Source organism: Paenibacillus sp. MMS18-CY102, from assembly GCF_009789195.1.
Lineage (GTDB): Bacteria > Bacillota > Bacilli > Paenibacillales > Paenibacillaceae > Paenibacillus_T.
Map to the genome: position 1 here is coordinate 1 of NZ_WSTC01000005.1, position 22,161 is coordinate 22,161.

At 47.1% G+C, this 22,161-nt stretch carries 23 protein-coding genes and 2 tRNA genes; 9 read left to right on the top strand and 16 right to left on the bottom strand.

Features of this window, described 5'->3' with window-relative positions:
- A partial coding sequence (locus GON22_RS04725) for a contractile injection system protein, VgrG/Pvc8 family (RefSeq protein ID WP_160394964.1) occupies positions 1-1,540 on the bottom strand: 1,540 nt, incomplete at its 3' end.
- 464 nt (positions 1,541-2,004) lie between these two features.
- Between GON22_RS04725 and GON22_RS04730 the strand changes: the two genes are divergently transcribed.
- Both GON22_RS04730 and GON22_RS04735 read left to right on the top strand, forming a co-directional pair.
- Entirely contained in the window at positions 2,005-2,370 is a 366-nt protein-coding gene (locus GON22_RS04730; RefSeq protein ID WP_160394965.1) for a helix-turn-helix domain-containing protein, read from the top strand.
- Positions 2,371-2,615: 245 nt separating this feature from the next.
- Positions 2,616-2,939, top strand: a complete 324-nt coding sequence (locus GON22_RS04735) for a hypothetical protein (protein ID WP_160394966.1) — start codon at positions 2,616-2,618, stop codon at positions 2,937-2,939.
- 37 nt (positions 2,940-2,976) lie between these two features.
- On the opposite strand, the gene GON22_RS26680 is transcribed toward GON22_RS04735, so the two are convergent.
- The 4 genes from GON22_RS26680 to GON22_RS26520 are packed head-to-tail and all read right to left on the bottom strand — an operon-like array spanning position 2,977 to position 4,560.
- On the bottom strand, positions 2,977-3,102 hold the full coding sequence (locus GON22_RS26680; protein WP_160394967.1) for a cyclic lactone autoinducer peptide: 126 nt from the start codon (positions 3,100-3,102) through the stop codon (positions 2,977-2,979).
- 20 nt (positions 3,103-3,122) lie between these two features.
- A complete protein-coding gene (locus GON22_RS04745) occupies positions 3,123-3,665 on the bottom strand; it encodes an accessory gene regulator B family protein (RefSeq protein ID WP_160395130.1) in 543 nt (180 codons plus the stop codon).
- Entirely contained in the window at positions 3,662-4,354 is a 693-nt protein-coding gene (locus GON22_RS04750) for a hypothetical protein (RefSeq protein ID WP_160394968.1), read from the bottom strand. Before GON22_RS04750 ends, GON22_RS04745 begins: the two co-directional genes overlap by 4 nt.
- A 5-nt stretch (positions 4,355-4,359) precedes the next feature.
- Positions 4,360-4,560, bottom strand: coding sequence for a helix-turn-helix domain-containing protein (locus tag GON22_RS26520; protein ID WP_336604263.1), 201 nt, complete (start codon positions 4,558-4,560; stop codon positions 4,360-4,362).
- An 84-nt stretch (positions 4,561-4,644) separates the two neighbouring features.
- Between GON22_RS26520 and GON22_RS04755 the strand changes: the two genes are divergently transcribed.
- The 4 genes from GON22_RS04755 to GON22_RS04770 all read left to right on the top strand — a co-directional run bounded on the left by GON22_RS04755 (position 4,645) and on the right by GON22_RS04770 (position 7,490).
- A complete protein-coding gene (locus GON22_RS04755) occupies positions 4,645-5,304 on the top strand; it encodes a CPBP family intramembrane glutamic endopeptidase (protein ID WP_160394969.1) in 660 nt (219 codons plus the stop codon).
- Between the two features lie 61 nt (positions 5,305-5,365).
- Positions 5,366-5,704, top strand: a complete 339-nt coding sequence (locus tag GON22_RS04760; RefSeq protein WP_160394970.1) for a L,D-transpeptidase — start codon at positions 5,366-5,368, stop codon at positions 5,702-5,704.
- Between the two features lie 71 nt (positions 5,705-5,775).
- Positions 5,776-6,432 carry a LysE family translocator gene (locus tag GON22_RS04765; protein WP_160394971.1) on the top strand — a complete coding sequence of 219 codons (657 nt, stop codon included), beginning with the start codon at positions 5,776-5,778 and terminating at the stop codon, positions 6,430-6,432.
- Between the two features lie 86 nt (positions 6,433-6,518).
- On the top strand, positions 6,519-7,490 hold the full coding sequence (locus GON22_RS04770) for an S-layer homology domain-containing protein (RefSeq protein WP_160394972.1): 972 nt from the start codon (positions 6,519-6,521) through the stop codon (positions 7,488-7,490).
- Between the two features lie 138 nt (positions 7,491-7,628).
- On the opposite strand, the gene GON22_RS04775 is transcribed toward GON22_RS04770, so the two are convergent.
- Together GON22_RS04775 and GON22_RS04780 are read right to left on the bottom strand one after the other, a co-directional pair.
- Positions 7,629-8,444, bottom strand: a complete 816-nt coding sequence (locus tag GON22_RS04775; RefSeq protein WP_160394973.1) for an SPL family radical SAM protein — start codon at positions 8,442-8,444, stop codon at positions 7,629-7,631.
- Positions 8,431-9,135: a uracil-DNA glycosylase gene (locus GON22_RS04780; RefSeq protein ID WP_160394974.1), complete on the bottom strand. Its 705-nt coding sequence runs from the start codon at positions 9,133-9,135 to the stop codon at positions 8,431-8,433. Before GON22_RS04780 ends, GON22_RS04775 begins: the two co-directional genes overlap by 14 nt.
- 155 nt (positions 9,136-9,290) lie before the next feature.
- On the opposite strand from GON22_RS04780, the gene GON22_RS04785 reads away from it, so the two are divergent.
- Entirely contained in the window at positions 9,291-10,043 is a 753-nt protein-coding gene (locus tag GON22_RS04785) for a GTP pyrophosphokinase (protein WP_160394975.1), read from the top strand.
- A 169-nt stretch (positions 10,044-10,212) separates the two neighbouring features.
- Positions 10,213-11,367 (top strand): stalk domain-containing protein, encoded by a 1,155-nt coding sequence (locus tag GON22_RS04790; RefSeq protein WP_160394976.1) that lies wholly within the window; start codon positions 10,213-10,215, stop codon positions 11,365-11,367.
- Between the two features lie 412 nt (positions 11,368-11,779).
- On the opposite strand, the gene GON22_RS04795 is transcribed toward GON22_RS04790, so the two are convergent.
- From GON22_RS04795 to GON22_RS25670, 3 genes are all read right to left on the bottom strand, one after another.
- Positions 11,780-11,865, bottom strand: a tRNA-Leu gene (locus GON22_RS04795).
- Positions 11,866-11,884: 19 nt separating this feature from the next.
- Positions 11,885-11,961, bottom strand: a tRNA-Ile gene (locus tag GON22_RS04800).
- A 102-nt stretch (positions 11,962-12,063) separates the two neighbouring features.
- Entirely contained in the window at positions 12,064-12,228 is a 165-nt protein-coding gene (locus tag GON22_RS25670; RefSeq protein WP_202113091.1) for a hypothetical protein, read from the bottom strand.
- 152 nt (positions 12,229-12,380) lie between these two features.
- On the opposite strand from GON22_RS25670, the gene GON22_RS04805 reads away from it, so the two are divergent.
- Positions 12,381-12,929 (top strand): 2'-5' RNA ligase family protein, encoded by a 549-nt coding sequence (locus GON22_RS04805; RefSeq protein ID WP_160394977.1) that lies wholly within the window; start codon positions 12,381-12,383, stop codon positions 12,927-12,929.
- 100 nt (positions 12,930-13,029) lie between these two features.
- Here GON22_RS04805 and GON22_RS04810 read toward each other — a convergent pair whose 3' ends face one another.
- The 6 genes from GON22_RS04810 to GON22_RS04835 form a co-directional block, all read right to left on the bottom strand.
- On the bottom strand, positions 13,030-14,541 hold the full coding sequence (locus GON22_RS04810) for an ABC transporter substrate-binding protein (protein WP_160394978.1): 1,512 nt from the start codon (positions 14,539-14,541) through the stop codon (positions 13,030-13,032).
- A 7-nt stretch (positions 14,542-14,548) separates the two neighbouring features.
- The gene (locus GON22_RS04815; RefSeq protein WP_160394979.1) at positions 14,549-15,424 is read right to left on the bottom strand and encodes an ABC transporter ATP-binding protein; all 876 of its coding nucleotides are present in this window, start codon (positions 15,422-15,424) and stop codon (positions 14,549-14,551) included.
- Positions 15,425-15,427: 3 nt separating this feature from the next.
- A complete protein-coding gene (locus GON22_RS04820) occupies positions 15,428-18,343 on the bottom strand; it encodes an FtsX-like permease family protein (protein WP_160394980.1) in 2,916 nt (971 codons plus the stop codon).
- Between the two features lie 3 nt (positions 18,344-18,346).
- Positions 18,347-19,429, bottom strand: a complete 1,083-nt coding sequence (locus GON22_RS04825; RefSeq protein ID WP_160394981.1) for an efflux RND transporter periplasmic adaptor subunit — start codon at positions 19,427-19,429, stop codon at positions 18,347-18,349.
- Positions 19,395-20,177, bottom strand: a complete 783-nt coding sequence (locus tag GON22_RS04830) for an ABC transporter ATP-binding protein (RefSeq protein ID WP_160394982.1) — start codon at positions 20,175-20,177, stop codon at positions 19,395-19,397. Before GON22_RS04830 ends, GON22_RS04825 begins: the two co-directional genes overlap by 35 nt.
- Positions 20,178-20,361: 184 nt before the next feature.
- A complete protein-coding gene (locus tag GON22_RS04835; protein WP_160394983.1) occupies positions 20,362-22,104 on the bottom strand; it encodes a methyl-accepting chemotaxis protein in 1,743 nt (580 codons plus the stop codon).
- Positions 22,105-22,161 lie beyond the last annotated feature (57 nt).

Consider the following 22,161-nt stretch of genomic DNA (forward strand, 5'->3'; position numbering starts at 1 on the left):
CTTTGCCTTCCTTCGTGGACATTTCAATTTGATTGGCGACCATCATAATAGATTCAGAGACCATTTCAATTTGTTTGCTCGCTTGCAGCATAATTTTTTTCTCGCAATTCAGAATAATGGTGCCTTCGCTTGTGAGTGTGATGGTTGCCCCACCAGTTGCTCCTGTAATTGTGATTTTATCTTCCTCGAAAGTAATCTTCTGCCCTGTCGGAGTAAGCAAAAACTTCGTGTTTGGATTAGCCATCAGGTCGTCTTTTAAATCTTTGTCATAATTGATAATAGGCTGTAACTGTTCTTGTTGAACGACCGTTGTCTTGCTATTCTGTCCATGCCCTCCCGAGCTGCTTGCCAAAGCCTCGTTAGGCAGTTTTTTCCGTACCGAACTAAGCGCGATCCCTTCTGCTTCCTTCGCATTCGGAAAATAGATGCGGACACTGTCCCCTTTCTCTGGCATACAGTACCAGCCGGTCTGGTCGTCTGATGCATACATCGTTGAATAGGGGAAAAGAATAGCTTTCGCTAGACTCCAGTCTTGATCAAATTCAAGCTGTACTTTGACCTCGTCTCGGACGACCTCCATTACTTTCCCAGAAATCGATGCTCCAATTAACGCAGAATTGTATCTTTTTCTTCTATAAGCAGCCTTGGCATTGCAGAGCGTATATTGATGTGTTAGCAGGCCTTGCTTCATTTCAGTAAGCACTTCAAAAACATGAAGCTTTTGGCCTTTAAAGGTGACTTTGTCGCCTAACTCAAGCACCCGGTCATTCGACTTCACTTCATAACATATAAAATCTTGTTCGCTAAGCCCACTCTTCTCATTTGCCGTTTCTTTCTGGTAAGCGAGCATGTCCTTATACATCCGGTAATGCGTAGCCTCAAGCTTGCCTGCATCACAATGGTCAGGAATGCCCAAATACACACGAACGCTATCCTCTGTTGTCACAGGAACGAGTACGGTGTGGTAGTGAGAAGCAAGACGCTTCAGAAACTGCCAGTCTGTCTCTTGATATTGCAGGATATAGGAGTCTAGCCGCTTGTTCTCATCGAACGTATTGAATACTGCTCCTTTAGAATAGCTGTCACTAATATTCTGCATTAAATCGGGGATAGGCAGAGACTTGTTCTGAAAGGAATGTGTTTCATGCTTGAGGTCCATTGCGTGTGTATGGGAGATCGCTTCTACTTCCAGCCAACTGACTTGATTCTCGACTCTCACATGAAACCGAAGGATGTCGCCATGAAACAACCGCTGTTGCTTTCTGTTGTTATCTTTATATACAAGCTCAATATGCGTTTGCTCATCGGCCAAACGTGCGTAATCATTTTCATTTGCTTCTGGGAGGATTCCAGTAACTAATAATCTGGCATGATCATTCACTTTTTTCGTTAGCTTTACATGGTGCAAACTAACATTAAACGGTAGAACCCTCAATTGGTCATAGCTAACTGCCGATATTGCCATTTCGCCATCTCCTTCATTCACGAAAAATTCAGCCACGTGCTTGGCATGCTCGCCCAATCGCTGCTCAATACGCATATCTCCATTCTCTGCACTCCAAAAAGCGCGGCAATGCGTATGAGTGCATGCAGCGTTTCCATGTTCGTACTCTGTTTCACTTGCACCAATCGATGAAAAGTTATGTGTAAGACAACACCATTAAACCCATATCAAAAATAATTATCCAGAATTAGGAGCAAGACTACCAACTATATCGGATTTGGACTCAAAAATTTCACCCAATTTTACAAAAAGAGAAGCCGATTGGTTTTCTCACTCTGCCTCCTCTTGCCAATACACACACATCCACTAACTTGTGATTTAAAATCACAAACCAAAAGCACGAAACAATAACGAAACAGAACACTCGTTCCAATTGTATGCCTCTTAAACACACTGTAAAATCAGATATAAATAAATAAAGACACTTACGAAAATTCCGAGTTTAAAGTTTCGTGTGTTTTAAATTCACTTAATCGCTTTAAAAGAAAGGATCGAATGCAATGACATTTGGCGAGCGCCTTAAAGAGCTTCGTGAACAACGCAATATGACCCAACACGACGTAGCGATAGCCGTTAGTAAAAAAAGAGCAGATATAGCCGGTTATGAAACAAAAGGCACTTCACCAAATCTTGAGACACTTAGGAATTTAGCAGATTTATTTAAAGTTTCGATCGACTATTTGATTGGCCGTACGAATGACCCTTATCAGACTTTCATTAAAGAAGATGACATGCGGCCTGTACAAATACATGTCATAGATCGTATAAAAGAACTAATTAGAAATGATTTATCCGATATCGACTTAGCGTATGCAATTGATTTCATTGAGTTTTTGAACGCGAGAAACATTGCACGAAAAAAATAATTAACACTTTCGACAAGAAACGACATAGTTTTCGTTTTGCCAATGATACAATCTCATATACAAAAACATCCATTTACACGCGACAAATAGACCACAAGGTACCCAATGGCCTATTCCTTACATATGAACTATCTTGTTTGAACATCATCGATTCATTGCTTCTAGAGGAGTTGTTGCCAACAAATTAGTACACAAGCATTAAAACCGATTATTTCAGGAAATATCAAAGCATTGGGAGGCCTAATATGATGAACGAATCACCTTATGAAACAGCCAGAAAACTTGGAATAACAATAGACTATTGTCTGTTGGGCAAAAGAATCGTAGGGATTTACGCTGATCTTAATGGTTACCAGATTGTACTCAATTCCATGATGGATAACGATCGGCAGGAGGACACGGTGCACCTTCTGATCAAGCACCACAACTCTGATCTAAGAGGCGTGGAGAAGATCGTGTACCGAGATAAATTAGCTTTCGGGTTCAATTTGCTTAAAGGAATCGATCAAATTAATAAAACATTCCTGAATTCGCTGCCAATGCTAACGTTTAGAAACGATAAGGCGTAAAAAAAAGCCCAGATCATTTAAATGATCTGGGCTTTTTTTAACGTTGGAATAGCTCTTCTGGGGCTTCTGACCGATGGCAAATAAAAATACAATTCGTCTTTACCAACTTCTTTGCGACCGATGTAAGAACTTTATTAGCGAGTTTAGCAGCCATTACACGCATTGCATTACCTCCCCTTCTTCTTACAGTTTGTACTTATCGAGCAGTTTTTGGGCTACCGGCAAAGTAGTAAGCGCTTGAATAAAGAAAACAAGAGACAGCACAGACATTTGAAAATAAAAGTTTAATCCAACAATTACTGCAACAATCATTTTTAAATATTTGTATTCATGTTGCTTTAGATTACTTCTTGGTACATTTGCTGGAGCCGTTATTACCAAAATAATTAAAGCAGTTGCGTTCATAACAACACCAGTATACCAAAAATCTATATTATTATATATACAAATTAATACAAGTAAGCTAGAAATAATATTGCATACATTCACTGATTTAAAATGTAATCCACCACTAAAATAACGCAAAAGAGGAAATGCAACAACTGCTATAAGCCCAGTAACAAAATCACCAGTAATTATACTAATTATGAGTACAATAAGCATGTAGATAGCCAAATTTATTAGATTATCCAATGCATACTTCAAGACCGCTACAGAAGAAGATTCTGGATCATTCGTTTTTATAGATGTAACAATTTTATTTGAGATCGACTCTGATAGTTTTATTTATGAACATTCCTTTCTTGATTTCCATATCGATCAACTAATGATAATTTATTTTGAATGTAAGCATAACAGATGCTTGCTATAAACAATATCCCGACCATTATAATAATGTACATATTTAATGTATTAATGACGGAGGGCTGTGATAAAAAAGTCATAACGATCATAGCCACTATCATCATTGCTCCCCATAAATAGTTAGCATTAGATATATTGTTTCTGCTAGAAAACCTCCGTTTAACAAATGAGAATCCAATATTAAACTTTTGCAAACCAAACGCTGCCATCAAATATAAAATGGTAGTAATGACATGTAAAATTATATAAACTTTCAAATCATTAATCATTTGATCAACTGTTACATTTAGTAATTGTGCCCCTAATGAAACTATAGCATCAATTAATCCTGAGCAAATAAATCCTGTTGCTGCTACAATAACAGCATACAATATAGGATATCTTCTTAGAATCATTAGTAAAATAACGAAGGAAACAACTTGATAAAAGAAAACAAGCGGAGAACCGAGAATAAATTTAAAATAAAAATTCACAAACCCTAATATCAACGCGAATATAGTAATTTGTTTGTCATTTGCCTTGATTGGGATTTTAAACATTGTGAACATCAATATGGTTGTTGAACAACAAAAAATTAATGCAAGTGCTAATTTGATTATTAGTTCAAACATCCCATTCACACATCCTTATTATGTTTCGTTGGGTTCGCCTGATCCTTAAGTATGATCCATGTTTTCCCGATCTGTTTAGCAGTACACCTTCCCTCTCTACAGAGCCGCTTTACATGGTCTTGCGATATATTCCAAAGCTTCGCAGCATCATCCGTTCCTATTATTAAGTCAAGTGGGTCACACTTTCGATTCAAAATGTTCAACACCCCTTTCGCCCGTTATCGGGCACACATATTATTCCAATATTATCATGCCCGATATCGGGCGTCAATTACAGGAGAGTGTCAAACATGGGACTATATGTTATTCTAATTGTACTTTTTATCCTACCTGCTTATAACTACTATAGAACGAGAAAACAGCAAGCAGGTGCCGCTAGTAAAGAATCGGGATACGTTTTCATACATCTGATTAACTGGTCTATTGTCATCTTGATCCTAATCGACAATCCACTAGGAGAACTATACCGGTCCAATACGCCAGTTACTTTCGGTGCATTATGGGACATTGCAATTTGGTGCCTCATCGCTTATTTAATCCTGACCACCATCCTTCCATTAGCACTCATGCCTTATCATCAGCAGTTCAAAGATATGGTCAGAAGCAATTACGACGATCGGCTGTATCCCATCTCAACAAGCGAGCAGATTCAATTTGGGTTTGTCACCGTTACGGTTGGCATTTGCGAGGAAATTATTTATCGAGGGTTTATGTATCAATATTTGATCAATCAAACAGGGCTGACGCCAACACTGTCGTACCTCATCGCTTCCCTGCTCTTCGGCATTGGCCACTTCATGCAGGGGCTGCGCGGCATATCGAACTCGATCATGTTTGGCCTGATCATGGGCTATTTGTACATGGCCTCAGGATCGTTATTACTGCCGATCATAATCCATATTGCCTATAACCTTCGTTCCATCTATATTGCACGCGTGCTACAGCGGTAAGTAAGCAGAAACCCGGTCATACACCCTAATCACGGCATACGATAAACCCGGAGGGATCACTATGCCCAATTATCGGATTATCGTCGATTTGTCGGACAGACAGCTTTACCTGCTCGATGGCGATATCGTAGTCAATGCTTACCCCGTTGGCATTGGCAAAATGTTAACCCGTACACCTACCGGTGAGTTTCGTATCATTAATAAGCAAAGCAATCCCGGCGGGCCGTTCGGCGCCTTCTGGATGGGGCTTTCCAAGCCCCACTATGGCATTCACGGCACCGATAACCCCGCTTCAATCGGCAAAGTCGTATCCCATGGCTGTATCCGCATGTATAATAAGGACGTGCTGGCACTCTCCACACTCGTTGGCGTCGGCACACGCGTAACGATACGCAATTAACCACCTGCAAGAAGAGCATCCCTGCTCCAAATTTCCTTTCACGATATTCACCATTTTAAGGAGCAACCGTCATGAGCAACTTCATCCCATTCGGACAAGGATTTATGTTTTCATTATCGTTATGTTTTGATCTCGGGATTGTGAATGTCGCTATTATCAAGGTCGGCGTAGAGCAAGGCTTTCGCAAATCGTTCATGGTCGGATTTGGTTCCTGCTTCGGCGACTTAATCTATCTGACGCTGGCCCTGCTAGGCGTTAGCTTCCTATTCGAGTACCCATTCATTCGATGGCCGCTCTGGACGGTAGGCACGATATATTTAGTATGGTTAGCGATTCAGATGGCGCGTGATGCCTATCGGCCTAAACCGGGAACAGCTCCTGCCGATCAACAAGCCCCCTCCCAATCTAGAAAAAGCCTAAAACAGCATTGGCTAACCGGCATCCTGCTTGCCCTCTCATCCCCTACGACGATCATGTGGTTCGCGCTCATCGCTGGACCGATTGTTGGCGGGATGAAATTCACGTTCGGTTATGGGCTAGAATGGTTTATAGCCGGCTTCTTCTTCGCTGGACTAGCCTGGTCGGCTACAATTGCGCGATTAAGCGCTTGGTCAGGCGCTGCATTTGGACAAACCTTCGTTCGCATTATCTCTGCTAGCGCAGCCGTGCTGCTGCTCTATTTTGCATGGCATATATTTACGAATGGCTTACAGGATCTGATTGGCTAATCCAAATCTCCGCCGCTTGGCTGCAACCTTATCGCGATTATGCCGTCTATGACAATAGATTCCTATCCAAGAAAGGATGATGGCTAATGAAACGAATGGCCTTGCTTACGCTGCTCCTACTGGCCGGCCTGTTGGCATTCGGACAGTCCGTTTTTGCGTTCTCTGATACGAAAGGCGATCCTAACGAGGGCAAAATCGATTCCCTGCAGGAACAAGGGATTATCGCTGGGCATGGCGGCAAGTACCGTCCCGGCAGTACGCTGACTTATGCAGAAGGTGTAGCCATGCTTGTCAAAGGTTTCGGGCTTAACATCGATAACATCCGGTTTGTCAAAGAACCTAAGGCTAGCGACCACTTCCCGAACGTGAAAGACGATAAGTGGTACTCCTCTGCATTCATCATTGCGGAATACACAGGGCTAGACATTCCCCAGGATGTGAAGCCGAGCGCTCCAATGACGAGAGAACAATTCGCACACCATTTGTTCAAAGCGATGACGCATGGGCATGACTTTGCTTTCATCGATATTTACAACATGATCAAGGACGAGAAGGACATTAACCCCGCATACATGGACAGTATCCAAAAGCTGCTCATCACGCATATCGTCTCGCTGGACAGCAGCCAGAAGTTTTACCCAACGAAGCAGATCAAACGCGGCGACGCCGCAGCATGGCTGCATGATGGCATCGCATTCGTGAAGGACCAATCGCAGCCTACGACGGGCGGCGGAAACGTTCCGGCCTTCTTTTACGACGCGAAACTAAGCATAGCTCCTGTTACGAAGGCAGTAAATGAGGTAACGATCACGGCTGATGTGCCGAACCCGGGCTATGGCGTACGCGTTCAGTCCATCACCTTCGAAGGCGACCAGGCGATTATCTCGATAATATCGATCCCACCCGACCCCGATCGCGTCTACCCCCAAGTCATTACGACGGTGACGGTGAAAACGTACGTTTCCTCCGATTACAGGCCGACGCTTCAAGTTGCTGGCGGAAACGATCCAGCGGCCAGTTCCAGCGGGAGCGTTGGTTCATCAGCTAAAGCAAGCTAAGCAGCTACAAGCCATATGCCAAAAAGGAGTACGCCATCGATTGGCGCACTCCTTTTTTGTTGGCCTTTGTAGGCTTCGGTTCACCATTTTTGCCCATTACCTTCATCGCATTTGTCCGGATGATAGTTCCCACTGCATTTAATCCGGCGCGAACCCTTCCTGGCTAAACCGAATTTCGTGCCTTGGCAGCCTCTCCTTCAGTTCCCGCACAAACAGATCCGCGTACCTCGCACTGTATTGCTCCAGCATCCCTGCTTGCTCATAAAGCTGCCGGATCTTGAGCTGTGCCGTGCGCTTGCCCCCGCTTCCATCCCCTCGAAAAAAATCGTCCACGACGATACGGGGAGCCAGCTCACCGAGCTTTTCTGCAAAATCTGGCGATGCAGGCAGCAGCGGTGACACGGCCGCCTGTACGGCAATCCCTGCGGCTGAGAGTTCGCGAAGCGCACGCATGCGTGCTGCAAGCGGCGGCGATTGCGGAGCAAATAGCTTCCGTATCGGTTCCAAATCCGTCTCCACGGTCATGCTGACGCGGACGGTTGCGCCTAGCTTTTGGAGAATATCGATATCCCTCGTCACAAGCGGGCTGCGCGTTTGCAAAAGCAAATAGTCGGGCGGCTGTTCTGCCATTAATTCCAGCAAACGGCGCGTAAGCCGCTGTTCATGCTCGATCGGCTGATAAGGATCCGTTACCGACGCCATAAACAGGCGCAATGGCCCTTTGCCCGCTTCACGAAGCCACTCTCGCCTGAATTTGCCCTCATCTAATGCTTTCGCTTTGACCCAATCCCCCCATGGCTCCGGATTGAACAACCCGATCGGCATTCGACGGACATAGCAGTATGAGCAGCCAAAGGTACAGCCTACATAAGGATTCACTGTATGGCTGTAGCCGTCCAGAAAACCTGATGCTGGGTTTAGCCAACGTACGCTGGAACGCTTAGGCTCGCTCATTTTCCGGCAAATCTGCTTTCATCGGTATTCGCCAATCGATTGGCGCAAGCCCCCAGCCCATTAAGAGCTCATTCGCCCGGCTGAATGGCCGGCTGCCGAAGAAGCCTTTGCGCGCAGCTAACGGGCTTGGATGTACGGAAGCAATAATGCCATGCTTATCTTGCGCGATAGCAGCGGCTTTCTCCTGTGCATGGCTGCCCCACAACACGAACACAACCGGCGTTGCACGCTCGTTCAGCACTGCAATAACACGATCCGTAAATCGCTCCCATCCAAGCTTCTTATGGGAGTTTGGCTGGCCCTCCCGCACGGTTAATACGCTATTAAGAAGGAGAACGCCCTGCTTGGCCCACGACTCCAGCGAACCATGATCAGGAATCGGGCAGCCGATATCCTCGTTCAGTTCTTTATAAATGTTCCGCAGCGATGGCGGTATCCGAACGCCAGGGCGTACAGAGAAGCTCAGGCCGTTCGCCTGCCCTTCGCCATGGTAGGGGTCTTGTCCAATAATGACAACACGCGTCTGTTCGTAGGAGGTGTACTCTAGCGCGTTAAACACATGCTCACGCGGCGGGAAAACCGTCTCCCCCTCGTACTGATCGTCCAGCTTTAATTGCAATTGTTCAAAATAAGGCTGCACCAGCTCGTCCCCGAGCTTCTCCAGCCAATCCTGCTGCTTTAACTTGCTCATCCTCTCACCTCATCCTATGTTACCGTCCAGTATACCGGACGCATCCTAGGGTGACAACGCAGCAGCCGATTTGCTTACGACCATCATTTGTAATATGCTCAAGTTGTGATGTTACATTTAGATGCACATCACGGGAGATGGAGGGAGTTATAGAGATGAATATGCAGTATCCGATGGATCATTTTAAAACATTCAAAAATAAGATTACCCGCTTCTTAATGGTGTACAAATTCGCGCTCGACGAAATGGAAACCAAAATCGAAATTCTTAAGGAAGAATTTCATCTGCTCCATGAGTACAACCCAATCGAGCATACAAAATCCCGGCTAAAATCCCCAGAAAGCATGATGAACAAGCTCATCCGCAAAGGCTGCGACCTATCGCTCGAAAACATTCGGACGAACATTAAAGATATCGCCGGCCTGCGCATTACCTGCTCGTTCATCTCCGATATTTATCGCATCAATGACATGCTCCACCGCCAGCACGATCTTAAAATTCTTGAAGTAAAAGACTACATAAAAAATCCGAAGCCAAATGGTTACCAGAGCCTGCACTTATTAATTGAAGTACCCATCTATATGTCTGACGGCCTTGAGCATGTGTGTGTAGAGGTGCAAATCCGAACGATCGCTATGGACTTCTGGGCAAGCCTCGAGCACAAAATCTTCTATAAATACAACGAAGAAGTCCCGCTCCGCCTGCTCCAAGAGCTCAAAGCAGCGGCCAACTCCGCCACGGCATTGGACCAACAGATGGAACGCCTCCATCGCGAAATCTCTGAGATCAAGGAAGCCAATGCGGCTGAAGAGGAAGAACAGTTGAAGCTGATGATCAACAACCAGCAGTTCGCGATTCCTGCTGCGCTGTTGAGTTTGATGGGTGAGAATAACGGGGATGGGGAGTAAGGGAACGAAATAAAAAACGGCGTACAAACTGTATTGGTTTGTACGCCGTTTTTTTATATCGAACATATTCGATTTATCGTTTTCCGTTATTTACCTGCACGTCACGTGGAACTCAAGTGTTATTATGAAATAATGTGCTTATACAGTGATTAGAGAGGAAATGGTTAGAATGAAGAAATATCTTGCTGGATTATTAATTATTGTTGTCCTAGGTTTGGGCTTGCCAGGACAGGCTTACATGGAGGCTTCTAGCCAGCAGCCTGTTACTATTGAGGATCCCAATCTAGAACTAGCGCTTAAGTCATTATTAAATAAAAATGGCGATGAACCACTAACTAAAGAGGATTTAGAGTCACTGACCGACGTTAATTTATCGGGTAAAGGAATTAAAAGTTTGCAAGGTTTGGAATATGCAATTCATGTGACGAAGCTCGCTTTAAGCAGCAATCAAATCGAGGATATTAAGCCCCTCAGGATGTTAACGAAGATGACAGATTTATCTGCAGCTAGCAACCAAATTAATGATCTTTCACCACTAGCGGGACTAGTCAATCTGAGTAGGTTGTCCATTAGTTCCAACAAGATCACAGATCTGAAGCCGCTAGCAGGATTAGTGAATGTCAGGGCACTCGATGCTGCGTTTAATAACATCAAAGATCTTGCTCCTTTGTCTAAATTAACTGACTTGGTTTCTCTGAATTTATCATCTAACCAGATCTATGATTTGGAGCCATTGAGAAATCTTCAAGGTTTGAGTTACCTCTATTTGAGCAACAATCGCGTGTGGGATTTAGAGCCAATCCAACAACGTAATTTCTCCCCGTATTATGATACGGGTGCATTCATTGAACCCCTTGCTCTGAATAATAACTATTTAGATTTAAGCAAGGGTTCAAAAACATATAAATTATTCGTCAACCTGGCAGGAAATAATATGCCTGGCGGCCAACGCAAGATACAGCGCTTGGTGATCGGCAGCACTACGGCTTATGTTGGAGACAGTGCTTATCGTATTACCGCAGCGCCATTTATCCAGACGGGACGCACTTATGTGCCGATCCGCTTTATCTCCGAGAAGCTTGGGGCAACCGTGAATTGGAATCAGAGCACCAAAGAGGTAACAATCCAGAAGGATGGCAAAACGCTTCGTTTGGTTGTAGGGAACAGGCAGGTAAAAGTAAACCAGCAAACAGTGATGCAAGATGCTCCTTTACTACTGAAGAACGGCAGTACCTTCGTTCCTGTTCGTTTTGTGGCGGAGCAGTTAAATACTTCTGTTGAATATATGGGAAGCAAGCGTATGGTCGTGATTTTTAAAAATTAAGCAGCAGCCTAACGGAATTACAGAATAATGTTTGAAGGTAAGGACTATTTCGCGAGAAGAATAAAATGTATACGATAGTTTAGAATAAACCGCTCTTTTGGGCGGTTTTTCTTTTGTTCAAGATCAACAAAAGATAACTGGGTCCAAAACAAAAGAGCAACTCAAAGGAGTTGCTCTTTACATCAATTCCCCGAACCATTTCAAGCGATCTGTTTGGACTAGTAACGGCTTGTACCTTTTCTCAAGCCTGTCACTCCGCGAATGACGATTAAACCTTTACATGTGCTCTAGACATGTAAAAAACTCCTTTCGATCACTTCTTTGAGACAAGTGATGAAAAGGAGTTTTAATTAGAATATATTCGCACATTTGACTCGGTTTAAGAAGTCAAAATCCCTGTAATAATGGGAAGTGCCGAGGACGGGGGTCGAACCCGTACGGTGGTCACCCACCGCAGGATTTTAAGTCCTGTGCGTCTGCCTGTTCCGCCACCCCGGCACGTTCAAAAAAGAAAATCTGGTGGGCCCTGAGGGACTCGAACCCCCGACCAATCGGTTATGAGCCGACCGCTCTAACCAACTGAGCTAAGGGCCCCTCTCACATCGCGTTTCCGCAATTGCTCGACCGAGACAAACAATAATATACTATATTTTATATTTGTAAGTCAATCATTTTTTTGAAATTTCTTTTTGGCTGTTATGGCAAATAGCGGACGCCGTATCTTCCCTTGCGCGAACGGAACACTTCAACCTCTGTTGGGCTGTCGTAGCCGTAGATCCACCAATCGTTCTCCATGCGCCGCACTAAGCAGCCAGCTTGGAACTTCGACTCGTACAGCCGCCCCCAATAGATCCATTTCATTACAATCCCTCCGAATGTTTGATCTCATGTGAGATTGTTTTTAATGTACCCATAATCAGTGAAAACAAGCAGTGTGCATATAATTAAGTAAGGGTGCAATTGGCTTTGCATTGTTCCCCCTTATGCTAGCCTTCTAGAAGGAGGTCTACACGATGGAATACGGCCTTGCAGCCTTTCCCTCCAAAGTCGTCCAGCAGTTCGCGAACAGCTTGCGCAAACGTCTGGACCCGAAGTATGGGCTTATCTCGCCGCACATGACGATTCGTGAAAGCGAGTGCTGGAACGACGAGCAGTTAGCCGCTGTACGTGTCCACCTGGACCAATTCACGTCTACAATTGCCCCAATTGCGGTACGCATTAATCGCGTATCTTCGTTTTTCCCAGCATCCCATGTTATCTATCTGGCATTAGAGAAGCCTGATCCAATCATCGCCTTGCATCAAGCCGTCTGTACAGGGCCTCTAACGCTGGCTAACGTAATACCGTACACATTTACCCCTCACATTACAATCGGGCAAAATTTGGCTCCTGACGAGCTTCACGATGCCTATGGTGGATTACGCATGCATACTCTTGATTTCCCTATGGAAATCAAAGCGCTACATCTGCTGCAACGTACCATTCATGGCAACTGGACGCTGTACGAAACTTTTCCGTTTCGCGGCGGTCAGGCTCCATCTACGAGCGAGGATGGGCAATGAAAAAAACAGAAATGAAAAAGCCTCTTACAACTGCGCCTTATTTCCGGCACCCTGTAAGAGGCTTTTTGTCTATTTCAGCTATCAATCAATCGCAAGTTGCTTATTTAACCATCGGTCTTACTTCAACCGAGCTGCCGCCTTCGGCTTGGCCCGTCGGATTCGTCTTAAGCTTCTCGAGAATCGCATTGCCTTTCGTTTCCCACTCAGCCAACGCTTCTTTCGTTGTTTTGGTGCCTTTGACGACTTCATTAAATAGCTCGTTGCCAGGGTTCTGCGCTTCCCAGATGCCTGGCTTCTCACGATAGAGCGAGTCGGCATCTGTTGAAGTTGGCGGTACTGGCTTCAGCGTATAGAATGCGCTGATGTTGAATGGCGTTGAGCCGTCTGCTACTTTCAGGAATTCTTTGCGCGATGTCAGTTCGTACAGGCTGCGCGATTTCAGCTTCGCCCATTCACGGCTGTTAGAGAATTTAATAAACTCCCATGCATCGTCTGCATTTTGCGCGCTTGCGTTAATGCCCATCAGCTGGCTAAGCCCGATGTTGCCGCCAACACCCATTTGTTCTTGATGTTGTGGCACCGTTACAACATCCCAATCGACTGGCGTGAAGCCTTTGATTTGGGCAGCGTTATCCTTCGCACTGTTCAACTCGTTGACAAAGCTGAAATCAGAAATCGTCATCGCTACTTTGCCATTCATGAACCAGTCGCCTTCCATCGGATTGTACACATTCGTATCCGAAGGCTTTTTGCTTTCGTTCACCTTGTTCACATCGTCTTGGTCTGGAATAATGTCGTCTTTGTAGAGGCCGGCAACCGTCGTCCAAGCTTTCTCCCAGCCTGGCTTGTTCACGAGCATTTTCTCGCCTTTGTCATCCCACATTTTCAGTTGAAGCGCGCTGGAGTAGTTTTGAACATCCCAAATGCCATTGCTTCCTGGCCAGCGGTTGAACGTGAAGCCATAATGGCGGTCTTTGCCTTCGCCTTTGGACACACGGCGGGCAAGGTCAAGAATATCCGGCCAAAGCATATTGTCCGTCGGTACAGGAACGCCTGCGTCTTTGAACAGTTTCTTATTATAGAATAAGGCCGAGCTATTGAAGGTTGGCGTCAGTGCGTAAATATTGTCGTCGCCAATTTGTTTGATGCCATCGATAACCGTTGGCACGTAGTCAGCCAGGTCTACCTTATCTTTGGTAATGAGCGGGTCCAGCTGCTGCAGCAGATTATCTTGGATCAAACGCTTCAGCTGCGAGTAGTCGATAACGACGACGTCAACCGGATTTTGGCCCGTGAGCATCTTCTTCAGTTCTTCATAAACGTCTGGCTGCTTCTTCTTCGGATCATATTGCTCATAACGTTGGCTATCGGAGTTAATCGCGCTTACGATCTCTAGATCAACGTTGGGATGCGTATACTCGAACGTATCGGTATACTGCTGGCGGAACCAAGGCTCATTGTCCTTCCCGCCATATAATGTGCCGATTCGAAGCACGCGGCGCTCAGCCGACGTGTCTTTGTCTCCCCCGCTACAAGCAGCAAGCATTGGCACAACCAGTGTCAATGCGACAGATACGGATGCAACGCGTGTAAACCATGTTCTTTTTGTCATTTTGTAATTACCCCTCCAATGATTTCGGCGGCATGATAACGATGCGTTCGCCATCAAACTCAATAGTTGCTTTATCTGTAATGTTTAGCGCCGACAAATATTCTTTGGGCACCTGCAGCCTGCCAACGCGATCCACGACCACGTATGCTTCATGCACCTCTTGCAGCCCACTTAACCCAACGACAATGCCGTCATCAAGATTCGGATTGCGCTTAATAAACTCCGTGCTCGTTAAGCCATCCCGAATGGCGACCACCCGGTCAACCTTGCCCGCCAACGTAAGGTCATGCGTAACGATGACGATTGTGACGCCTAGCTCGCGATTCATGCGGCGGAAAATATCCATAATAAGATCCGCCGTACGCGTATCGACCGAGCCGGTCGGTTCGTCTGCTAACAGCATCTTCGGGCGGTTAGACAGCGAAATCGCAATCGCGACACGCTGCTGCTCGCCACCGGAGAGCTGATGCAGCTTATTGTACATGCGGTCTTTTAAGCCGACCCATTCCAGCAACTGCTTCGCATACTTGCGATCCGCCTTGCCTGCCAGCATCATCGGCATTTCTACATTCTCAAGCGCCGACAAGTAGGGGAGCAGGTTGCGTGCGTTGTTCTGCCAAATGAAGCCGACCGTGTCCCGTTTGTACTCGACGAGCTGGTCTTCTGTAATCTTGAGCAAATCCCACGGCCCAACCGATACCGAGCCGGCAGACGGGCGGTCAAGCCCCCCCAGTATGTTCAAAAGGGTCGACTTGCCGCTGCCGCTGTTGCCGATGATCGCCATCATTTCGCCGTCTTCGACGCGCAAGTTCAAGCCTTGCAGCGCGACAACTTCCAGATCGTCGGTTTTGTAAATTTTCACTAAGCCTTCGCATTCAATCATCGCTTACCGCTCCTCTCCCATTTTGACCGCTTGATGGACGCGCAGCCTGCGAATATGCGTAAGCAGCAGCAATGCGCCAATCAGCATCATCACTGACACGACAATGTACAGCTGCGTCGTATCCTTAGAGTCGAAGACGACCCGGAAGGGCGGCACAGAGCCCGCAACATTGTCCGTCGTTTGGAGAAACGGCAGGAATAGCAAGCTCGCGATTTTGCCAATGAGAATCCCAAGCCCAATCGATAGCCCAGCTGTGAACAGCTGTTCTAGCAGCAGCATGCCCGTTAATTGGCGACGCGACAGCCCCATTGCCCGCAGAACACCGAATTGAACGACCCGGCCAGACAGGTTGAAGAACCAGTACAAAATATAACCCGTCAACGAAACGACAACGGAAACGAGGAACCCGAGGCTCAATATCCCGAATACGCCACCGCGCGTTGGCAGCTTCGACTGGGTGAGCAGCTCCGCACGCGAATCTTGGACGGATGCGAGCTCGATTCCTTTTTGCTGCAACGCCGTCATGATCGGTCCTACCTTCGCCTCTGGCTTCATCTTCAGCCATACATCGTACGGGATAATCGGCATTTGGTCGTAGATGTAGTCCAGGTTCGCAATAATGAACGGTGACTTATCAGGGTATTGGCTAGGCCAGTATGGCAGAATGCCCGCGATTGCGAATTCAATCATGCCGTCTGGCATCCCCACCTCAATCGTATCGCCAAGCTTAAGCTGATACTTCTTTGCAACAGAAGATGGGATAAGTGCCGCTTGCTCGAACAAGCCAAGATTGTTCAGATAATAGTAAGGATGGACGGGATACAGCCCTTCCCCGAACCAAGCAACCTTGGAAAAATCAACGTTATCAATTCCCATCAATGTGCCTTGGCCAATGGAACGGTTCGCTACGACCACATTGCCCTTCGTCTGCAGAACACGCGCCGCAGCTTCTACACCTTCCAGATCCTTGAATATTTGGAACGGAGGTTCCGAGTAATTAATGCGGGTTGGCGTCTTATTCCCTCCGCCATTCGGATTGCCTCCGCCACCGCCACCACCGTTTCCTCCATTGCCGCCATTGCCTCCACCTTCATTCCCCCCGCCGTTGCCTTGGCCGCCGCTTCCGCCTTGGCCGTTATCAACGACCTCTGCGCGCCCTTCCCAAACCGTTTGGATCGTGACGTCCGTACCGAATTTGTAAAGGATTCGCTCTGTTGAATTCAAGTCGATCGTCCGTGCCGCAGATGCGTTATAGACACCAAGGCCGAGCGTTAAAATAAGCAAAATCATCAGCGGATAATAACCCTTGGATGATCGGGACAATTGCGTAAGCGTTAAATATAGCGGCACCGGAAGCAGCTTGCGCCCTAGCCAATTAAATAGCTTCAGCAGCCATGGGAAGATACGCAAGAAGAACAATCCGAGCGCAAATATCGCAATCGCCGGCACGAAAAATAAGAAGGGCTGAACGTTCAGCTGATCGGTTGTCATGCCGGTTTGGAACGTGATCATTTGGCGCTCATTAAATAGATACCAACCATATCCAGCGATGCCCAGCAGCAAGACGTCCAAGAACCAACGCTGCCAGCCTGGCCGGCGATCCGATCGCGCCAATTGCTGCTTGTAGCTAACGATGGATGACCGAGCATAGATCACTGCTGGAATGACTGTCGCTAGAATAGCCAACAGAACGGCTGCTCCGCCAGCAATCATCGCATCTGTTGAGAAGCCGATTGGAATCGACTTACGTTCAACGAACGCAAGGAAGCCATTTGCCGAGCCAATGCTTTTCGCCATAAACCATCCTAGCAAAGGGCCTGCAATCAAAGCAGCAACGCCGAGCATTAATCCTTCGAGCAAGTAAATCCATACGATCTGGCGCGTCTTCGCTCCTCTACTGCGGAGAACAGCAATGTCCGAGCGCTGCTTGTCGAGCGACTGGCGTGCATTCATCGCAATGAAATAGAAGACCATTGCAATCATCGGTGCAGCCAGCGTAAATAGCAACGTCTGCAGCTGCAAGCTCTGCTTGCGGAATTCCGTCAGCGTCGATGCGAACGAAATTTCGATTTTCGTATTCTTCATCTGTTGGTTTAAGTCAATGTTCAAACGGTCAAGTGTGTGGCCAAGCGGTGACAGCTGGCTCGTCTTGATTTCCTTCAAATCGAAAGCGTAATACCAGCTTGCCGTATGCAACGGAATGCTCTGCTGCTGCATCAGTTGGCCCGTAAACGTCTCGCCGCCGATCTGGAGGCTGCTCATTAAGCTCTCGATTCCTTGATACCAATACGGATCAGTATCAGCTAGCGGCTTATAAGCCCCTACGATCTTCACCTTGAGCGTCAAATCCAAACCGCCATACACCGGATATTCAAAGACGTCATCAATGTGAATATCATTACGGTACATCGCTTCTTCCAGCATGACAGCCTCTACAACGCCATCATCGCTCGTAGCTGAGTCCACAAACCATCGGCCTTGTGCAAGCTCTACCTTTTCCTTCAAGCCCGACATCGTCATAAGCGACATCTGCCGAACGCGGCTCGCATCTACTTTAGAAGGATCAACTGGAACGATCTCCGTACTGCGGATCGAATACGATCTTACCTTCGTCGTAGAAGGGAAGCCAATCTGTTTCGGAACATCCTTGTCGATGAACTGGTCGACTTTGGTCAGGGCCTTAAGGTCTGTTTTGCCGCCAGCTGCCGCTTGATTGCGAATGAGCAAGGAGCCAGCAGGCAAGCCGTCGCTCTTCTCTTGCAGCGATTGTGCAACGACGCGCTTGAGCGCACCGTCTGCATACATCGGAATGCTCGTAGCAAAGGCGACTGCTAGCACCAGGCCAGCGAAGGTACTAATGGTTAGCCAGCGCGTATTCCACATTTTACGAAAAATAAATCGAAACAACGGGATCCCCATAGCTTATCGACCTACGACTTTCTGCCCTGGGGTCAACCCTTTCAGGATCTCCGCTTCCGTCGCTGTCTGTTGGCCAAGCTCAATATCAACCTCCCGCTTCGTGCCATCGGCTTCGATGACCTGTACATAATTGCGGGAGCCTATACTGCGCAGCGCAGACAACGGAATGACAACGACGTTTTCCTTGCGCTTCGTAATGATTTCCATCGATAAGAGCGTGCCCCGGACTACGCCCTTCGGCATTTTCTCCAGTTGCACGATCAAGAAGTCTTCTGGGCGCTCCGGACGTTCGCCGTTCGGGCCAAGGCCGCCGCCATTGCCATTCCCATTGCTGTCATCCTCACTTGGCGAAGGAAGCTGCTTGACAACCCCCTTCACCTTGCCAGCGCCGTTTACATCAACCACTACCGGCATGCCAATGCTCACTTGCGCTAATTCATCCTTATCGAGCTTCGCAGCTGCCGTTAGATTTCCATTGTCCGCTACGATACAGATTTGGTCGTATGCTTTAATGAGATCGCCTTTCGCCACTTTCAATCCGACGATCGTGCCAGCGAATGGTGCGACCAGCGTCGCTTTATCGATCTCCGTCTGAATGTCAGCAACCGACTGTTTAAATTCTTCGAATACGATAACAGCTGCTTCAAATTCAGCAGGCGTCATCTCATCCTTCTTGCGAAGCGTTTCCTTCATTGAAACTTCTTGTTTACGCAAATCGAGCTGCTTGTTGCGCAAATCCTTCCGCATGTCATCCACGTCCAGCTCTGCAATGACATCGCCGGCTTTTACCTTGCTATCCGGTTTAACATATAACTCCTTCAACCGTTTGCCATCGAGCGTAAAGTAAAGCGTTTCTTCTTGAAGCGAAAGCATTTTGCCAATTGCTGATACCTTCGTCTCAAGCGTAGTCGTGGTGACATCATACTCCGGTTTCTTCGAAATCGTCGGCGGCGTGATCGATGGCAGCTTCTCTTCTTCTTGCTCTTTCGGCAGCAGCCCGCATCCTCCGACTGTTAATAACGATACGCTCAGCACAACAGCTGCGCACCGCTTATACAAACTTCCCGTCCACCATCTCGTAAACATGGTCGGCAACCTCCAAAATCGTAGGATCATGTGTTGTCATGCATATAGTTACTTGTTCTGTTTCGATAATATTTTGAAATACCGCCATGATTTGCGCTGACATCTGGGAATCTAGCTCCGCAGTAGGTTCATCCGCTAATAGCAAGCGTGGCCGATGGGCGATCGCCTTCGCTATAGCAACGCGCTGCTGCTCACCGCCTGATAGCTCGAAGGGCCGATGATGCATCCGCTTCTCTAGCCCGACCAATCGCAAGCAATGGGCAACACGCTGCTTCCACTCTCCCTTCGGTACGCCAGCCATTCGGAGCGACAGCTCGACGTTCTCCCAAGCCGAGAGCAACGGCATAAGGGCAAACGCTTGGAAAATAAAGCCCATTTCCTTCCGTCTCGTCAACGTACGGTCGTTATCGCCCATTTCATGAAACGGGAGGCCATGAAACCAAATCTCCCCCTTGCTTGGCTGATCCAGCCCGCCTAGCATGTTAAGCAAGGTCGTCTTCCCTGAGCCTGATCGGCCTCTGAGCATAACAAGCTGATTAGGCAGCAACTGCATGTTGATCCCTTTCAATACATGAAGCGGTTGCCCTCCGACCTGAAACGTTCGTTCAACGCCATTCACCGTTAATAACGGTTCATTGGACTGAGGAGCCATCGAGCGATGAGCAACTTCTAATGCCGGCCCATTGCTTGCAGCAATTTCCTCGCCGGACGGTTTCGTTTTGCGCTTAAATGCAGTCCACATCCCCATTGGCGTGTGGACACCTCCCCCCTATGTACTTTCATTTTTCTCATTTAACTTATAGACGGCTGACGCATAAGAAAAGTTACGCTCCTCGACAGCATTTTTGTTAAAGATTCTATAAAAGAGCAAAAAATCCCCCTAATGCTCTCGAATCGATCATTCGACACCATAAGGAGGACGGGGATTATTGCTATTCCACTTTAAATTTAGAAACGACACTATTCAGGTCTTGCACGATTACCTGTAACTGCTCTGCGGATTCGGCCATGTTGGCCATCATCGCCATCTGCTCCTCCGTCGCTGCTGCAACAGATTGCACTTTGCCCAAATTATCAGCTGCTGCCGCTGAGGAATGCTCCATAGATGCGCTCACTTGCTCAGCGCTGGCGGACATTTGCTCTGCAATCGCTGCGTTCTCCTGCAATTGCTCTGCTACGACACGCACTGAACCTGCAATGCCACTAAATTTCTCATCCAGCGATTGCATCCGTTCGCTGCTGCGCTCGACTTCACGCATCGTCTGGCCCATATAATGCGATGCGCCCGTAATATCTTTGCGCGTCTGGTCAACCAAATCACGAATGGTGTCTGCGGATTCAATCGATTGTGCCGCGAGCTTCCGAATCTCGTCCGCTACAACAGCGAAGCCTTTGCCATGCTCGCCAGCCCGTGCTGCTTCGATGGAAGCGTTAAGCGATAGGATATTCGTTTGTGACGAAAAAGCCGTAATTTGATCTGCAATCTGGTTGATCTGCCCCGACCGATGGGATAATGTCTCAATCGTGTGCGACAGCTCCGTAATAATGCTTACTACTTCCCGCATTTGATCGCCAAGCAGATCGAGCGCTTCTCTTCCTTCTGCTGCAATGTCCGTCGTTTCAGCCGAATGGTCTGCCATCGATGTCGTATTGTCCGCAATTCGCAAAATGCCGGCTGTCATTTCTTCAATCGCGCGTGAAGTTTCTTCTGCGCTCTTCGCTTGTATTTCTGTGCCGTATGTTACGTCTTGAATATGTTCAGCTACATGCTTGGCCGAATCCGAGGTTTCCTTCGATGCTGTGTAGAGCGCTTCAGAGGAAACGGCCACTTTGTTCGTGTTCACGAGAATGACGCCTACGATGCTTTTCAATCTCGTAATCATCGTATCCGCATCACGCAAAATATGGCCGAGCTCATCTTTCCCATATTTGCTCTCTGCACTCGATGTCAAATCGCCAGCCATAACGCTAGACATCTTGCCAACCGCACTCGTCACGTTCCGGTTAATCTTGCGAATGGATACGAAAATCAAAAGAATCAGCAATACGATAAAGATGACCGTAACGCTATAATTCACCTTCACCATCTTTGCATTCTCAGAACGCACATCGTCAATCGATTGCTTCGTATAGCCATCCACGAGATCGCTAAATGCGTTAAGGCCTTCACGTCCCTGATCGAACAACTTATCCATCGCAGGCGTTCCGTAACCATTGGCCTTGATCACTTGGCGCGCTTGCTCTGCCCATGCCGGGATAAATCCTTCATAAGCTTTGAATAGATCGCTGACTACAACTTTCTCTGTCGCTTGCACATTAATCAAGCCTGCCGCTGTAACTAACTGCTTAGCAGCTTGAACCCGTTCCGTCGCTTGGGCTAAGTTTTCTTCGAACGCTTTGACGGCATCTTCACGGGCTTTCCCCTTCAGGCGGTCTCCTTGTAGCTGCTCGTAATACATTCGCGACTGGTAGAGATCGCGATCCGCATTCATTACGTCATTGTTCGTCATATAGGCTAAATCATAAATATCAGACGTTATCTTATTGATATCTTTCTTAAAATCTTCTGGATAATAAAACGCGGTAATTAAATAAAGCGCAAGTGGAATGCCAATTAGCCCTATTATTTTCTTCTTCAAGTCCATCCGAAATATCGCTCTTGACACTCTTGCCATCAACCAACAACTCCTCTTTCCTTATATTACGATTACTTACTTCATCGGCGTCGCCGT

Coding starts and splice junctions, on each gene's coding strand:
- GON22_RS04785 (WP_160394975.1), top strand. CDS start 9,291: ATGAATATGCAGTATCCGATGGATCATTTTAAAACATTCAAAAATAAG.
- GON22_RS04815 (WP_160394979.1), bottom strand. CDS start 15,424: ATGATTGAATGCGAAGGCTTAGTGAAAATTTACAAAACCGACGATCTG.
- GON22_RS04775 (WP_160394973.1), bottom strand. CDS start 8,444: ATGAGCGAGCCTAAGCGTTCCAGCGTACGTTGGCTAAACCCAGCATCA.
- GON22_RS04735 (WP_160394966.1), top strand. CDS start 2,616: ATGATGAACGAATCACCTTATGAAACAGCCAGAAAACTTGGAATAACA.
- GON22_RS25670 (WP_202113091.1), bottom strand. CDS start 12,228: ATGAAATGGATCTATTGGGGGCGGCTGTACGAGTCGAAGTTCCAAGCT.
- GON22_RS04805 (WP_160394977.1), top strand. CDS start 12,381: ATGGAATACGGCCTTGCAGCCTTTCCCTCCAAAGTCGTCCAGCAGTTC.
- GON22_RS26680 (WP_160394967.1), bottom strand. CDS start 3,102: ATGCGTGTAATGGCTGCTAAACTCGCTAATAAAGTTCTTACATCGGTC.
- GON22_RS04730 (WP_160394965.1), top strand. CDS start 2,005: ATGACATTTGGCGAGCGCCTTAAAGAGCTTCGTGAACAACGCAATATG.
- GON22_RS04830 (WP_160394982.1), bottom strand. CDS start 20,177: ATGGGGATGTGGACTGCATTTAAGCGCAAAACGAAACCGTCCGGCGAG.
- GON22_RS04770 (WP_160394972.1), top strand. CDS start 6,519: ATGAAACGAATGGCCTTGCTTACGCTGCTCCTACTGGCCGGCCTGTTG.
- GON22_RS04825 (WP_160394981.1), bottom strand. CDS start 19,429: ATGTTTACGAGATGGTGGACGGGAAGTTTGTATAAGCGGTGCGCAGCT.
- GON22_RS04810 (WP_160394978.1), bottom strand. CDS start 14,541: ATGACAAAAAGAACATGGTTTACACGCGTTGCATCCGTATCTGTCGCA.
- GON22_RS04755 (WP_160394969.1), top strand. CDS start 4,645: ATGGGACTATATGTTATTCTAATTGTACTTTTTATCCTACCTGCTTAT.
- GON22_RS04835 (WP_160394983.1), bottom strand. CDS start 22,104: ATGGCAAGAGTGTCAAGAGCGATATTTCGGATGGACTTGAAGAAGAAA.
- GON22_RS04790 (WP_160394976.1), top strand. CDS start 10,213: ATGAAGAAATATCTTGCTGGATTATTAATTATTGTTGTCCTAGGTTTG.
- GON22_RS04760 (WP_160394970.1), top strand. CDS start 5,366: ATGCCCAATTATCGGATTATCGTCGATTTGTCGGACAGACAGCTTTAC.
- GON22_RS04765 (WP_160394971.1), top strand. CDS start 5,776: ATGAGCAACTTCATCCCATTCGGACAAGGATTTATGTTTTCATTATCG.
- GON22_RS04820 (WP_160394980.1), bottom strand. CDS start 18,343: ATGGGGATCCCGTTGTTTCGATTTATTTTTCGTAAAATGTGGAATACG.
- GON22_RS04780 (WP_160394974.1), bottom strand. CDS start 9,135: ATGAGCAAGTTAAAGCAGCAGGATTGGCTGGAGAAGCTCGGGGACGAG.
- GON22_RS04750 (WP_160394968.1), bottom strand. CDS start 4,354: ATGTTTGAACTAATAATCAAATTAGCACTTGCATTAATTTTTTGTTGT.